Source organism: Rhodococcus sp. Leaf247 (assembly GCF_001426185.1).
GTDB lineage: Bacteria > Actinomycetota > Actinomycetes > Mycobacteriales > Mycobacteriaceae > Rhodococcoides.
Window position 1 is genome coordinate 499,562 of the sequence record NZ_LMRP01000003.1, and the last position, 12,861, is coordinate 512,422.

Genomic DNA, 12,861 nt, shown 5'->3' on the forward strand with positions numbered 1-12,861 from the left:
GGCGCTGACCGATCAGTCGATGCTGCACCCGGCGGTCGGGACGTCGGCGAACCTGTCCATCAGGTACGCCGCGGCCTCGCCGCCGTAGCCGTCGATGATCTGAGGCCCGAAGTGGTTGGGCAACACCGCCCCCGGAAGAATCGGCGGCAACGGATTCGATCGAAACGTCACCGACGCACCCTGCCCGCACCACTCGTTCGCCAGGTCCCGAGCCTGTCCGTACGGCACCGTGTCGTCGTTGATGCCGCTGGTGATCAAGACCGGGGCCGACGGTGTCAGTGCGCCGGTGCGCAGCTTGTCGAAGATGGGCCCCGCCTCGGGAATGGACCGTAGATTCTCGGACATCGACAGCCCGTCCTTCGTCAGCGTCTCGGTGCGCAGGAACGGGTACTTCAGGATCGTGTCGGCGATGCACTCGGTGGAAAGGTCGCTCAGAACGGCCTTGCCGTAGTCGGACACACGCTCCTCGACCCGTGAGCGCAGCGACGGGTTGCGTTCGAGAACTCCGTTGAGGGCGTACCCGATGACCCCGCCGATCAACGTGCCGTCCACCCGGTTCAACACGTCGAGGAGATCGGCGGTGGGTGCGCCCGCCCAGGTTCCCTTGATGTTCAGGTCCGGTGCGTAGGACGCAGCGGACTCGGCCGCGGCTGCCGTGGCACCGCCGCCCTGCGAGTATCCCCAGAGCCCGATGGGGGAGTCCGGGTCGCCGGCCAGTGCAGTGGCAGCGCGGGCACCGTCCAACACCGCGTGCGCCTGCTCAGGACGGTTGACGTAGGTGTGCACGCCGGGCGTTCCGAGTCCGATGTAATCGGTGACGAACACCCGCGCGCCCATCGATCCCCACAGGGTCGAGGACACGAGCTCCTGGTTCGCGGACAGCGACAGCGGGTCCGTCGTGAGGTTCAGTGCGAGAGGAAACGCTCGCGAGGGCGCGCACTGATCTCCTTGCCCTACGGTGCCCGGTGCCACCACGACGGTGGGCCGCGGACCGGAGCCGCGCCACGGCACGGCGGTGTCGATGTACGTCCCGGTGACGGCGACGGGCTCGTCGTTCTCGGTTCGCGAGGTGTACATGACGCGTTGTGCCACAGCCGGATACGACCCACCGGCACCGGGCGCCGCGAGATAGAGCGGCATCGGCTCCGTCTTGATCACGGTGCCGGGAGCACTCGTGAGCGTGGTCGGTGGGGTGTAGAAATCGTCCGCGGGAGAGGCATACGCGGGTGCCGCGCCGACTACGACCAGCGCGGCGGCGACGGTCAGCACCACGAACCGACGGGACAACTTCATGAAGGACCCTCTCCACCGCACGGACCCCCCGGCAGGCGTCCTGAAACTAGACAGTTCCGGCCCGATGTGTCAAGGACAGTTCGAAGCCCTTCGGCATGAGGGTCAGTCGCTCCTCGATGACGAGCTCGTAGTCCGGATCGGGCGCCACGTCGAACGTCTGCAGGATCGTGCCGAGGACGATCAGCGACTCGTGAATCGCGAACTGCCGGCCGATGCAGGCGCGCTCGCCCGTACCGAACGGCTTGTAGGCGTGCGGGGGGCGCGCCCTGACGTTGGCCGACAGAAAACGGTCGGGATCGAACTTCTCCGGATCGGCGCCCCACACCGGATCGCGATGCAACCCGGGGATCAGCACCAGCGCCCAGTCGCCGGCGGCCATTCGGCGACCTCCCACCGTCGTGTCGGTCCTGGCTTCGCGGGCGTACCCGGGCGCGGTCGGCCACAGACGCAACCCCTCGTCGAGCACCCGACGCACGAAACGGAGCTTGCCGACCTGCTCGAACGACGGGGCGCTCGATCCCCAGACCTCGTCGACCTCCGCGCGGGCCTGCGCCCACAGCTCGGGGTTCCGTGAGAGGTAGTACAGCGCGAAGGACAACGAGCCCGACGTCGTCTCGTGGCCGGCGATGAGGAAGGTGATTATCTGGTGCCGGATGTTGACCTCGTCCAGAGCGTTCGGATCACCGTCCCGCGCCGCCTGCAACATGATGTCGAGCAGATCGCCGTCCCCGTGAGTCTCACCGTCACGGCGTGCCCGCACGATGTCGTCGAGAAGGTCGGCCATGAAGGCTTTGTCCTCGTCGTTGCGACGATTCCTCCTCCGGAACAACAGATCACTGCCGGGAACAGGGAGGAGTGCGCGCCGCTGGTTGTGCTGGAGAGTACGGACCATCGCACGCACGAACGGGTGCGTCTCGGCGCGCGTGAAGGAGTCGAAGCTGTAGCTGAAACCGGTGCGTCCGATGGTCTCGAGTGTCAGTTTCGTCATGTCCGACGAGACGTCGACTCGGTCACGAGAAGACCAGTGCGACACCAGTTGTCCTGCCACGTCGAGCATGATGTCGTGATAGCTGCGCATGGCCGACTGCGTGAACGCCGGTCGGAGCAGATCGTGGGCCTTGCGCCAGTTCGGCTCGTGCGAGTACGCCGTGAACAGCCCGTCCCCGCCGATCGACCGGAGACCTGCCACCGCGGGCGCCACGTGTTTGACGAAGCGTGTCTCGTCGCTCATCTCCTCCACGAGGTCAGCGCCGGACACGATCACGAAGCGACGTCCGAAGACGACGCGCTCGAAGATGGGACCGAGTTCTCGTGCGAGCGCCACCGAATCCTGCACCGGAGTCGTCGCGTGCACTCCGAGCACATCGCCGAGCAGGGGAAGGCGTCGACGAGGGTGGGGGAGTGCGGGGGTTACGGACGGGATCGTGGTGGCCACGGTCGGACCTTTCGGCAGAGGATCCGGCTTACTGAACCGGCATGCAACAAGGCACGCTACGCGCTACTGAACGCGTGTCAAGTATCACGCTCACTCCCGTAGAATGACCCACGTCATGACCACCCCACGTAAGCGCCTCTCGCCCGATCAGCGTCGGCACCAGCTGCTCGAGATCGGGTCACGGCTGTTCGCCGAACGGCCGTACGACGAGGTGTGGATCGAGGAAGTCGCGGACCTCGCGGGCGTCTCGCGCGGTCTGATGTACCACTACTTCGACTCCAAGCGTGACTTCTTCGCCGACATCATCCGGCTCGAATCGGCGCGCATGGTCGAGATGACCGCGCCGGACACCACACTTCCCGTCGACGAGCAGGTCGCGGCGGGCCTCACCGCTTACATCCGCTACTCCGCCGACCATGCGCACGGTTTGCGAGCACTCAACCGCGGCACCATGTCCGGTGACGTCGAGATACAAGCCACCCTGACCGCGGAGCTCGAGATCCAGCAGGAGCGCATCCTCGCTGCACTGGGTCCCGAAGGCGGTGCGGACGAGGTGACCAGGGCGGCCGTGCGGGGATGGGTAGCGTTCGTCCGCGCAGTGTGCGTCGACTGGGTGGACCGTCGTTCGATCTCGGCGGAGGATGTGCACGCGCTCTGCATGCGCGCGCTCCACGGTCTCCTCCACGCTCCCGAGTGATCGAGATTCCATGACCACGTCCGATGCGCAGCGGCTCGAGGACCTCCGACGACTACGCCGCGTGCGCGATCGTATGGACCGCGACTACGCACAGCCATTGAACGTGGAGGCGCTCGCGGAGGGCGCACACATGTCCGCCGGCCACCTCAGCAGGCAGTTCCGCGCCGCCTACGGCGAATCGCCGTACTCCTACCTGATGACGAGACGCATCGAGCGTGCGATGGCGCTCCTGCGCGGGAGCGATCTGTCGGTGACGGACATCTGCTTCGCCGTCGGATGCTCGTCGCTGGGTACCTTCAGCACTCGTTTCACCGAGCTGGTCGGATCACCACCGAGTGCGTACCGGCAGCAGAACCGCGCCACCGAAGCCGGGGCGCCCTCCTGCATCGAGAAGGTGGTCACCCGACCGATCAGGAATCGAGAAGCGAGCGGCCACAAGGCTCTCTAGGGTCGTCGCCATGACACTCTCCATTGCATCCAGCTTCCTTCCCCAGGACGACCCGGAAGCGGCGCTGACCTTCTACCGGGACCTGCTCGGCTTCGAGGTGCGACTCGACGTCGGCTACGAAAATCTGCGCTGGCTCACCGTCGGCCCTCCCGGACAACCGGACACCGCCATCGTCCTCACCCCGCCCGCCGTCGATCCGGCGATCACGGAGGACGAGCGCCGCGTCATCACCGAGATGATGGCCAAGGGCACGTACGGCGGAATCCTGCTGGCCAGCGACGACCTCGAGAAGACCTTCGACGCGCTGCAGGCCGCCGACGCGGACATCGTGCAGGAGCCCATCGATCAGCCGTACGGCATCCGGGACTGCGCAGTGCGTGACCCCGCCGGCAACCTGATCCGCATCCAGCAACGGCAGCAGTAGTCGCTCTCCGGTTTCACCGCGCGACCCTCGGGTACCTGTGCCCGAGGAATCGACAAGGAGACATTATGATGAGTAGCCCGTCCGACAAGCAGGCCGACGATTACGACCCGGACGCAGATCCCGACATGCTCGAATCCACAACCCACCAGCCCGATCAGGCCGAGGGCGACGACGACAGCGGTATCGGCGACCCGGCTCGCTAGGTGCGCGGTCACGCATCAGTCGAACCGGTAGACAACGTCCTCGAAGTGCGGCACGGCGAAGGTGTAGAACACGCGCAGCACACGATCGACCCACATCCTCCGGTTTCGGCAACCTGCTCCGGTTGTAACCGGAGAGCCTTGCTGGAAGCGGAGCAGGTTCGACCTTCCCGCAACGGTTGCGGGTTGTGCGGACTGTGACGGGGACGGTGCGCTCGCTCATGTCAGCTTTCAAGAGTTCTCCTCGCCCCAGAGTCCGAGTGCGACGATCGCGTCGCGCAAGGCAAGTCCACGATCGGTCAGCGCGTAGGCCCGAGTGTTGTGGCGCAGGGGGAGTCGAGTCAGAACGCCGGCTTCCTGCAGCTCACGGAGGCGGGTCGCCAGCATGTTGGTCGGCACTCCGAGATCGCGCTGGAGATCGCCGTAACGCTGCGGCCCGTCGAGTAGACGCTCCACGATCAGCAACGCCCATCGCGCTCCGACGACGTCGAGGGCCCGAGCGAGATCGCTCATTCCGCCGAATCGGCGTCCGGCTTCATCCAGAACGGTGAGTAGTGGTAGCCGTCGAGGTCGTCGAACTGCCGCTGGTACATGAAGGGGTAATCGTCGGTATCGCCGATCCGCCCACCGGCGGCACGGGCGCGCTCGACGAGCTCGTCGACCGCTTCGCGGCTGCCGAGATCGAACGACACCGTGACCTTCGACGGGGTACGAGAATCCCCGACAAGGTCCTCGACGCCGCCGACGCTCGCGTACATCTCGCGGCTGCCGAGCATGACGTACTGCTCCGGGGCGATCGAGAAGCACGACACGTTGTCATCCGACATTTGCTCGATCAGAGGCCAACCGAGGGATCGGTAGAAGGTAGTCGCGCGCTCGACGCTCTCGACCGGACAGGTGATGAAGAGGCTCATGTGGGATACACTTGCAAAATACAAGTGCGACGTCAATGCCTGGTACTGCGGGCGGAGCCGTACGGCATAGGACCCGGGTCGACGACAGATGCGCGCCAGATGTTTCCGACATCGGGTTGCGCTCGAAAAGCGGACGGGAGACGGCTGTGCGAACTGTCGACGCCTTTGCCTGCCGTCGCCGGCCCCGGACGTCCCAGTCGAGAGTTCCATCGGCCAGAACAGGGTTCCAGTCGCCGATCGGCTCGCCCGAGACGACAGCACTTCGAATGTCGTGAAGCATCGACGCCAAGGACGACCACTGCGGGATGCCCAGGTGACCTCCGTCAGAGCTTCGGAACGATATGCAGCCTCGACGTTCTCCGGGGCGGGTGTCACGGAACAAGTGGTTCGAATCCCAGCGCGCCCGGCGCTATCGGCACAATCGCTGTGGGCGACAATTGGTTCCATGGCTGATACGACGTCGTTTCGACTACACCGCTCCGACCATGTCGGATTCTCCGTCGGTGTGCTCGATGACGCCCTTCGGTTCTGGATCGACGGTCTCGGAGCGACCCTCGAACGCATCGGTGAGATGGGTGGAGATTTTCTCGGAGAGGTCACCGGAGCGCACGGGGCCGCAGTCCGGATGGCGGTGGTTTCCGCTGCGGGTCAGACGATCGAGCTGCTGGAATATCGCAACGTGCAGGGACAGCGGGGGTCGTCTCGACCCTACGATCCGGGTTTCGCACATCTGGCTTTCGAGGTCGACAACATCGATGCGGTCCTGACGCGTATCGCGGAGTTCGGATGGAGGGCGCAGGGAACTCCACAACCGATCGCCGGCGGCACCAAGGTGGGCACCCGAGTCGTGTACGCAGTGGGCCCGGATGGCGAGACCATCGAATTCATGGAGCCGCCGCAGTGACGACTAGGCCGGGTTGCGCAGGAAGGGCGACGCCCGATGGAGTTGATCGGCACCGACAATAACTGCCGATAATCGACATTATGTCAGGTTATGGCAATTCGGTCGTGGATCAGTACTCCCCGCCGTCACTGTCGTCGGCCGGCGCGTGCAGGCGAGTCAGGTGCACCCGACGTGCGAGTCGAATGACCGGCCGGATCAACAGTTCGATGCTGCCGATCAGGAACAGCCACGTTCCCGCCGTGGTGGTCGATTCATGGAAGAACAGAACGCTGCCGGCGATGAACCACACGGCGACCAGGATGTCGTTGATGATGCTGACGACTTCCCACCGTTGTCTGATGATCAGTTCTTCACGGCCGATCGTCACCGTGATCGGATTGCTCATCCGTGTCCCCACCGATCAGTTGCGTACATCGAAGACCTGCTTCTGTATCCCGTTGCCGTAGACCTCGTGCTCGACCAGTGTCAGCAGTGTCGCATCCTTGTCCGCGTCGCTGAACAGGCGCTTGCCTGCACCGAGCAGCAACGGAAACACCAGCAGGTGGTACCGATCGACCAACCCGGCATCGGCCAATGCCCGTCCCAGGGTTGCGCTCCCGTGCACGATGATCGGTCCGCCGTCGGCCTCCTTCAACGCGGCCACGTCGTCGACCGACCGCAAAACCGTTGCGGGCCAGCGCGAGTCGTCCCCGTCGAGGGTCGTCGAGACCACGTACCGCGGCATCGCGTTGTACCCGGCGAAGTCCTCCATCGTCGGCCACACAGGCGCGAATGCCTCGTACGACCGTCGACCGAGCAACAGTGCGGTGGACTCTCCTTGCTCACGACCCTTGATCTCGTACGCAGCCGCGTCGAACTCGACATCGTTGAAGGTCCAGCCCGCGTTGCGGTAGCCGGCCTCTCCACCGGGCGCCTCCATCACGCCGTCGAGTGAGACGAACGCGGTGACGATCAGTGTGCGCATCGGTGAACTCCTTCCGGGTGGTCTCCGTGGACGCCGTTCGGCCCCACGAACACAATGACCTATGGACCCCGGGAAAGTCATCGCTCGACCCGGTCACCGCTGCACTCGCCCGGGCGGTCGAGTAGTCGGACGGCTGTAGCGTGTCGTGCGTGAACTCTTCTCGCACTCTCGGTGTCCTGCTGGCCTCGTCCGCGTCTCTCGTCCTGGTTCTGTCCGGATGCAGTTCCGATGCGGACACGACGTCTGCCGGCACCTCGACCACCGCGTCGTCCGGCTCCGGATCATCGTCGACCGCCGCTGCGGAGTCGTGCCCCACCGCCGCGCCCGAGTCGGGTGCTGCCGCCGAGTGGACGCTCGACGGGGACACCGGCAGCATCGCGGTGACCGGATCCACCGACGACGCCGCTCCCCTGGTCACCGTGCAGGCCCCGTTCGGTGTGGCCGAGACGCAGGTGAAGACGCTGCAGGCCGGCGACGGCCCTGTCGTCGCGGCGGATGCCACCGTCTCCGTCTGCTACATGGGCGTGAACGGACGCGACGGATCCACCTTCGACAGCAGCTACGAGCGCGGTGCCCCCGTCGAATTCCCCCTCGACGGTGTCGTGGCCGGTTTCCAGAAGGCCATCGCCGGTCAGACCGTGGGATCCACGATCGGCGTCGCGGTGACCTCCGCAGACGGCTACCCCAACGGTCAGCCGCGCGCCGGCATCGAGGCCGGCGATTCGCTGATCTTCGCGATCAAGGTCCTCGGCGTCAGCTGATGGAGGTCCACCCGGTCGACCGTGGTCCCGTGTTCGACGGTGTCCGCATCGGTCGGCCGGCGGTGGGCGCTTTGATCGACGCGGGCTATTGCACGGTGAGCGACCTGCCGACAGATCTTGCCGAGTTGCGAGCACTTCACGGGGTGGGTCCCGCGGCGATCAGGAAACTGGAAGGCGCACGCGGCCAACCGACGTGACGGTTCCTAGGCAGTCACGACGACGTCGTCGCGAGGTCGATGGTGACCCGCACCCCACCCTTCTCGGAGAGAGTCGCCACTGCCGTTCCCTGATGCTCTCTGCCGGCGATGTCCACGGTGACCGGAGCGCCGTCCGGGTGGAAGTTGCGCCACCACGACTTCTGGCTCGGTGCGGCGACCATCACCGTGACCGTCGATCCGGACTTCCGATACGACACCGGCAGCGAGATGGTCTTGCCCGAGCGTCGGCCCACGTAGGTGAGCGTGGCGAGCCCGCGGCCGAGGACGGACGAGAGCACCGGCAGGCCCATCAGGGGCCTGACGATCGTGTTGGCGGCGTTGGCGACGGTCTGGAATGCGGTCATCTTCGGTCCCCCTGCGAGCGATGGATGTCGCCTCGCATCATGCCTGTGCCACGGCACCACGACACGCCGTTCGGCCGGTGTTCGCGCCCCGTTTCCTGACTCATTCCAGATAAGTCGTGCATACTGGTCGACGTGAGCCCATCGTCGAACTACCCGGAGATGCTGCGTGGTGCCGCGCTCCGAGTCACCCGCCCTCGTCTGGCGGTGCTCGACGCGGTGCACGAACACCCGCACGCCGATACCGACACGGTCTACGGAGCCGTTCGGGCCACCCTGCCCGACGTGTCCCGCCAGGCCGTGTACGACGTGCTCCATGCCCTCACCTCCGCGGGACTGGTCCGGCGCATCCAGCCGTCCGGTTCGGTGTCGCGGTACGAGAGCAGAATCGGCGACAATCACCACCATGTCGTGTGCCGCGCGTGCGGCACCATCGCCGATGTGGAATGCGCCGTCGGCGAGGCTCCGTGCCTCACTCCGTCGGAGGCCCATGGTTTCGTCGTCGACGAAGCCGAGGTCATCTACTGGGGCGTGTGCGAGAACTGCTCCACCAGCGTCAGCCCCTGATCCCGTGGCGCGAAGGCGCCCGAGATCAGTTCATTCATCTTCTCTTGGAGGGAAACTCGTGTCCGAGGACCACACAACACGCGAAAAAGAGATGAACCAGGACCAGCCGCAGGACGCGTCCGGCGGCTGCCCTGTCATGCACGACAAGATGCCGATGCCGGTCGAGGGTGGCACCAACCACGAGTGGTGGCCCAAGGCACTGAACCTCAAGATCCTGAAGAAGAACCCCGCCGTCGGTGATCCGATGGGCGCCGACTACGACTACGCGGCCGAGTTCAACTCGCTCGATCTCGCCGAGGTCAAGCGCGACATCGAAGCCGTCATGACGAACTCGCAGCCCTGGTGGCCCGCGGACTTCGGCCACTACGGCCCCTTCTTCATCCGCATGGCGTGGCACGCTGCCGGCACGTACCGCAAGCAGGACGGACGCGGCGGGGCCGGAGCCGGCATGCAGCGCTTCGCACCGCTGAACAGCTGGCCGGACAACGCCAGCCTGGACAAGGCCCGTCGCCTGATCTGGCCCGTGAAGCAGAAGTACGGCCGCAAGCTCTCCTGGGCCGACCTGATCGTGCTCACCGGCAACGTCGCCATCGAGTCCATGGGACTGCCGACCTACGGCTACGCCGGCGGTCGCGTCGACGCCTGGGAGCCGGACGAGGATGTCTACTGGGGCCCCGAGCAGACCTGGCTGGGTGACGAGCGCTACAACGGTGATCGCACGAGCCTCGAGAACCCGCTGGCCGCCGTGCAGATGGGTCTGATCTACGTCAATCCCGAAGGCCCGAACGGCAACCCGGATCCCGTGCAGTCCGCACTGGACATCCGCGAGACCTTCGGCCGCATGGCCATGAACGACGTCGAGACCGCAGCACTGGCCGTCGGCGGACACACCTTCGGCAAGACCCACGGTGCGGCCGACCCCGATGCGCACATCGGAGCCGAGCCCGAGGGCGCCCCGATCGAGCAGATGGGCCTCGGCTGGAAGAACAGCTTCCAGAGCGGTGTCGGCGCGGACGCGATCACGAGTGGCCTCGAGGTCATCTGGACCCCGACCCCGACCCAGTGGGACAACACCTTCCTCGAGACCCTCTATGGCTTCGAGTGGGAGCTCTACAAGAGCCCCGGCGGCGCTCACCAGTGGCGTCCGAAGAACGGTGAGGGTGCGGACCTGGTTCCGGATCCCGCGGACCCGACCAAGCGTCGCCATCCGTCGATGCTCACCTCGGACATCGCGATGCGCGTCGACCCGATCTACGAGCAGATCACCCGTCGCTGGCTCGACCACCCGGAGGAGCTCGCGGAAGAGTTCCAGAAGGCGTGGTTCAAGCTGACCCACCGCGACATGGGACCGGTCAGCCGGTACCTCGGACCCGAGGTGCCGTCGGAGACCCTGCTGTGGCAGGACCCGATCCCGGCCGTCGACCACGAGCTGATCGGTGACGCACAGATCGCCGAGCTCAAGTCCGCGATCCTCGATTCCGGGCTGAGCACCGAGCAGCTCATCTCGACCGCGTGGGCCGCAGCGTCGTCCTTCCGCGTCAGCGACAAGCGCGGCGGTGCCAACGGCGGTCGCCTGCGTCTGCAGCCGCAGGCCGGCTGGGAGGTCAACGAGCCCGACGAGTTGGCACAGGTCATCCGCGTGCTCGAGGGCATCCAGGAGTCGTTCTCCGGAACGGTCTCGTTCGCCGACCTCGTCGTCCTCGGCGGCGTCGCGGCACTCGAGAAGGCATCGGGCGTCAGCGTTCCGTTCACCCCGGGCCGCATGGACACCACGCAGGAGCAGACGGACGTCGATTCGTTCTCCGACCTCGAGCTGAAGGCCGACGGCTTCCGTAACTTCCTCGGCAAGGGCCAGAAGCTGCCGGCGGAGTACTCCCTCGTCGACCGGGCGAACCTGTTGTCGCTCAGCGCACCCGAGCTGACCGTCCTCGTCGGTGGTCTGCGTGTCCTCGGCGCCAACTACCAGAACTCGTCGCACGGCGTTCTGACCGACAAGGTCGGCACACTGTCCAACGACTTCTTCGTGAACCTCCTCGACATGGGCACCGAGTGGGTTCCCACGTCCGAGGACGGCATCTACGAGGCCAAGGATGCTGCCACCGGTGAGACGAAGTGGACCGGCACCCGTAACGACCTGGTGTTCGGCTCGAACTCCGAACTCCGCGCCATCGCCGAGGTGTACGCCTGCGACGACGCGAAGGACAAGTTCGTCCAGGACTTCGTCGCCGCGTGGGACAAGGTCATGATGCTGGATCGCTTCGAACTGGCCTGATCTCTCCTGACCATCACCGCCCCCGCATCGGTTCTCGGTGCGGGGGTGGTGTCGTCTCAGCGGCGTGAGCGGCGGGTCGAGATAGGCAGACCGACGAGCGCTCTCGCTGCGGACCCGGCGAGCGCGAGATACCCCGCCGCGCTGCGCAGCGACCAGGCGACCGACCACACCGTCGTGGTCGACTGCTCCCCCGTCGGCCGTCCGGCGAACCGGTCGTCGAGCCAGCGCAGCGTCAACGGCACCGACAGTGGCAGCAAGGTGATGTGTTCGCTGGTCCGGTCGCGGATGTACTGCACGGAGGCACCCGCATCGCGGTACCGCGTCACCTGACCGTCGACGTCGTCCACCGCGATGATCTGATCGTGCGTCGCCTGCAGGACGAGGAGCGGGAACTCGGGAGCCGAACGCCCGGGTTGGATCTCCTCGAAGATCGTCACCATCTCGGGTTTCGCCATGACGTCGGCGATGGGGATGGTCGCGTAGCGATCCAGGTCGAACCCGCGCAGCGCGATGATCGCCTGCATCGTCGTCATCTTGTTCGTCGACGCGAGCAGCTCCAGGCCCTCGTCGTTCACGAATTCCTGCATCACCGCGTCGAGGTCGGGATACGTCAGCCGCAACCCCTCGATGACGAGGGCAGGTAGCGCGGCGTAGCGGGTCGCGTTGAGGCGGAAGAATGCCGATGCCGGGTCACCCACCGGTGACCCGAGGACCGCTCCGACCACGTCGAGTTCCGGGGCATGCTCGTCGACCGCCTCGGCGGCCCACGAGGAGGCCAGTCCACCACCGGAGTAGCCCCAGAGGCCGACGGGCGTGGAGGTGTCGAGGCCCAGTTCGTCGAACGACACGGCAGCCCGGACGGCATCGAGGGTGCAGTAACCGGGCTCGAGCGGAGCGCCCCAATGACCCTCCGCACCTTCGTGATCGGGGATGCTCACGGCCCACCCCAGGCGTAGCGCGTGCAGCACCAGCAGGAATTCGTACTGCGGCACCGAGCCGCGCGCGTGCGATCCCAGACGCAGTGCGTAGGACGGGAACGACCGGCCCGAGACCGCGTCGATGGCGCACTGGTACGACAACAACGGACGGCGTGCATCCGGGCGAGCACCGGCCGGCAGCAGCACGGTGGTGACGCCGACACGGGGATGCCGCTCGAGGTCCTGCGTGCGGTAGAGCAACTGCCACGCCTGCAGACGTTGGCGCACTCGGCCGAACACCCCGATGCGCACGGGACGCGACCTCAGGAGATCACCGCAGGCGGCGTTCTCGAAGCCCTCGGGAGGGAGGTAGAACGGGTCCCGCTCCGGCGTCGTGACGGGTCCCTCCGACCAGTGCTCGGTCTCGGGCGGATCCACGTCCCGCTGGTGCTGTTCGATACTCATGCCTACGGTTACCCCTGTCGTCGGGTCACACTAACCCGTGC

At 66.1% G+C, this 12,861-nt stretch carries 17 protein-coding genes; 9 read left to right on the forward strand and 8 right to left on the reverse strand.

What is annotated here, in order from left to right; all coding sequences use genetic code 11:
• Nucleotides 1-12 precede the first annotated feature (12 nt).
• Complete coding sequence (locus tag ASG64_RS17585; protein WP_056074885.1) at nt 13-1,293, reverse strand: lipase family protein; 1,281 nt, start codon at nt 1,291-1,293, stop codon at nt 13-15.
• Nucleotides 1,294-1,339: 46 nt separating this feature from the next.
• A complete protein-coding gene (locus tag ASG64_RS17590; protein ID WP_056074887.1) occupies nt 1,340-2,728 on the reverse strand; it encodes a cytochrome P450 in 1,389 nt (462 codons plus the stop codon).
• A 115-nt stretch (nt 2,729-2,843) separates the two neighbouring features.
• On the opposite strand from ASG64_RS17590, the gene ASG64_RS17595 reads away from it, so the two are divergent.
• The 4 genes from ASG64_RS17595 to ASG64_RS22210 all read left to right on the forward strand — a co-directional run bounded on the left by ASG64_RS17595 (nt 2,844) and on the right by ASG64_RS22210 (nt 4,500).
• Nucleotides 2,844-3,425, forward strand: coding sequence for a TetR/AcrR family transcriptional regulator (locus tag ASG64_RS17595; RefSeq protein ID WP_056075192.1), 582 nt, complete (start codon nt 2,844-2,846; stop codon nt 3,423-3,425).
• Nucleotides 3,426-3,435: 10 nt separating this feature from the next.
• Nucleotides 3,436-3,873 carry a helix-turn-helix transcriptional regulator gene (locus ASG64_RS17600; protein WP_056074889.1) on the forward strand — a complete coding sequence of 146 codons (438 nt, stop codon included), beginning with the start codon at nt 3,436-3,438 and terminating at the stop codon, nt 3,871-3,873.
• Between the two features lie 10 nt (nt 3,874-3,883).
• Nucleotides 3,884-4,297 carry a VOC family protein gene (locus ASG64_RS17605; protein WP_056074891.1) on the forward strand — a complete coding sequence of 138 codons (414 nt, stop codon included), beginning with the start codon at nt 3,884-3,886 and terminating at the stop codon, nt 4,295-4,297.
• 68 nt (nt 4,298-4,365) lie between these two features.
• The gene (locus ASG64_RS22210) at nt 4,366-4,500 is read left to right on the forward strand and encodes a hypothetical protein (protein WP_268793340.1); all 135 of its coding nucleotides are present in this window, start codon (nt 4,366-4,368) and stop codon (nt 4,498-4,500) included.
• A gap of 228 nt (nt 4,501-4,728) precedes the next feature.
• Here the strand turns inward: ASG64_RS22210 and ASG64_RS17610 are convergent, their stop codons facing one another.
• Together ASG64_RS17610 and ASG64_RS17615 are read right to left on the reverse strand one after the other, a co-directional pair.
• Entirely contained in the window at nt 4,729-5,010 is a 282-nt protein-coding gene (locus ASG64_RS17610; protein WP_056074893.1) for a winged helix-turn-helix transcriptional regulator, read from the reverse strand.
• Nucleotides 5,007-5,447 (reverse strand): VOC family protein, encoded by a 441-nt coding sequence (locus ASG64_RS17615; RefSeq protein WP_235579644.1) that lies wholly within the window; start codon nt 5,445-5,447, stop codon nt 5,007-5,009. The genes ASG64_RS17610 and ASG64_RS17615 overlap by 4 nt, the downstream gene beginning before the upstream one ends.
• 409 nt (nt 5,448-5,856) lie before the next feature.
• Between ASG64_RS17615 and ASG64_RS17620 the strand changes: the two genes are divergently transcribed.
• Entirely contained in the window at nt 5,857-6,315 is a 459-nt protein-coding gene (locus ASG64_RS17620) for a VOC family protein (RefSeq protein ID WP_056074897.1), read from the forward strand.
• 109 nt (nt 6,316-6,424) lie between these two features.
• Here ASG64_RS17620 and ASG64_RS17625 read toward each other — a convergent pair whose 3' ends face one another.
• Both ASG64_RS17625 and ASG64_RS17630 read right to left on the reverse strand, forming a co-directional pair.
• Nucleotides 6,425-6,700: a YrhK family protein gene (locus tag ASG64_RS17625; protein WP_056074899.1), complete on the reverse strand. Its 276-nt coding sequence runs from the start codon at nt 6,698-6,700 to the stop codon at nt 6,425-6,427.
• A gap of 15 nt (nt 6,701-6,715) precedes the next feature.
• Nucleotides 6,716-7,279 carry a dihydrofolate reductase family protein gene (locus tag ASG64_RS17630; RefSeq protein WP_056074901.1) on the reverse strand — a complete coding sequence of 188 codons (564 nt, stop codon included), beginning with the start codon at nt 7,277-7,279 and terminating at the stop codon, nt 6,716-6,718.
• 140 nt (nt 7,280-7,419) lie between these two features.
• Between ASG64_RS17630 and ASG64_RS17635 the strand changes: the two genes are divergently transcribed.
• Together ASG64_RS17635 and ASG64_RS17640 are read left to right on the forward strand one after the other, a co-directional pair.
• Entirely contained in the window at nt 7,420-8,040 is a 621-nt protein-coding gene (locus tag ASG64_RS17635; RefSeq protein WP_156148962.1) for an FKBP-type peptidyl-prolyl cis-trans isomerase, read from the forward strand.
• Between the two features lie 29 nt (nt 8,041-8,069).
• Nucleotides 8,070-8,237 (forward strand): helix-hairpin-helix domain-containing protein, encoded by a 168-nt coding sequence (locus tag ASG64_RS17640; protein ID WP_231568751.1) that lies wholly within the window; start codon nt 8,070-8,072, stop codon nt 8,235-8,237.
• A gap of 14 nt (nt 8,238-8,251) precedes the next feature.
• Here the strand turns inward: ASG64_RS17640 and ASG64_RS17645 are convergent, their stop codons facing one another.
• Nucleotides 8,252-8,602: a nitroreductase/quinone reductase family protein gene (locus tag ASG64_RS17645; RefSeq protein ID WP_056074903.1), complete on the reverse strand. Its 351-nt coding sequence runs from the start codon at nt 8,600-8,602 to the stop codon at nt 8,252-8,254.
• Between the two features lie 159 nt (nt 8,603-8,761).
• Between ASG64_RS17645 and ASG64_RS17650 the strand changes: the two genes are divergently transcribed.
• A complete protein-coding gene (locus ASG64_RS17650) occupies nt 8,762-9,166 on the forward strand; it encodes a Fur family transcriptional regulator (protein WP_042575680.1) in 405 nt (134 codons plus the stop codon).
• Between the two features lie 91 nt (nt 9,167-9,257).
• A complete protein-coding gene (gene katG / locus ASG64_RS17655) occupies nt 9,258-11,438 on the forward strand; it encodes a catalase/peroxidase HPI (RefSeq protein WP_042575679.1) in 2,181 nt (726 codons plus the stop codon).
• Nucleotides 11,439-11,494: 56 nt separating this feature from the next.
• Here katG and ASG64_RS17660 read toward each other — a convergent pair whose 3' ends face one another.
• Complete coding sequence (locus ASG64_RS17660; protein WP_056074904.1) at nt 11,495-12,820, reverse strand: lipase family protein; 1,326 nt, start codon at nt 12,818-12,820, stop codon at nt 11,495-11,497.
• Between the last annotated feature and the right edge of the window lie 41 nt (nt 12,821-12,861).

Coding starts and splice junctions, on each gene's coding strand:
- ASG64_RS17605 (WP_056074891.1), top strand. CDS start 3,884: ATGACACTCTCCATTGCATCCAGCTTCCTTCCCCAGGACGACCCGGAA.
- ASG64_RS17620 (WP_056074897.1), top strand. CDS start 5,857: ATGGCTGATACGACGTCGTTTCGACTACACCGCTCCGACCATGTCGGA.
- ASG64_RS17625 (WP_056074899.1), bottom strand. CDS start 6,700: ATGAGCAATCCGATCACGGTGACGATCGGCCGTGAAGAACTGATCATC.
- ASG64_RS17660 (WP_056074904.1), bottom strand. CDS start 12,820: ATGAGTATCGAACAGCACCAGCGGGACGTGGATCCGCCCGAGACCGAG.
- ASG64_RS17630 (WP_056074901.1), bottom strand. CDS start 7,279: ATGCGCACACTGATCGTCACCGCGTTCGTCTCACTCGACGGCGTGATG.
- ASG64_RS17595 (WP_056075192.1), top strand. CDS start 2,844: ATGACCACCCCACGTAAGCGCCTCTCGCCCGATCAGCGTCGGCACCAG.
- ASG64_RS17610 (WP_056074893.1), bottom strand. CDS start 5,010: ATGAGCGATCTCGCTCGGGCCCTCGACGTCGTCGGAGCGCGATGGGCG.
- ASG64_RS22210 (WP_268793340.1), top strand. CDS start 4,366: ATGAGTAGCCCGTCCGACAAGCAGGCCGACGATTACGACCCGGACGCA.
- ASG64_RS17600 (WP_056074889.1), top strand. CDS start 3,436: ATGACCACGTCCGATGCGCAGCGGCTCGAGGACCTCCGACGACTACGC.
- ASG64_RS17645 (WP_056074903.1), bottom strand. CDS start 8,602: ATGACCGCATTCCAGACCGTCGCCAACGCCGCCAACACGATCGTCAGG.
- ASG64_RS17585 (WP_056074885.1), bottom strand. CDS start 1,293: ATGAAGTTGTCCCGTCGGTTCGTGGTGCTGACCGTCGCCGCCGCGCTG.
- ASG64_RS17650 (WP_042575680.1), top strand. CDS start 8,762: ATGCTGCGTGGTGCCGCGCTCCGAGTCACCCGCCCTCGTCTGGCGGTG.
- katG (WP_042575679.1), top strand. CDS start 9,258: ATGAACCAGGACCAGCCGCAGGACGCGTCCGGCGGCTGCCCTGTCATG.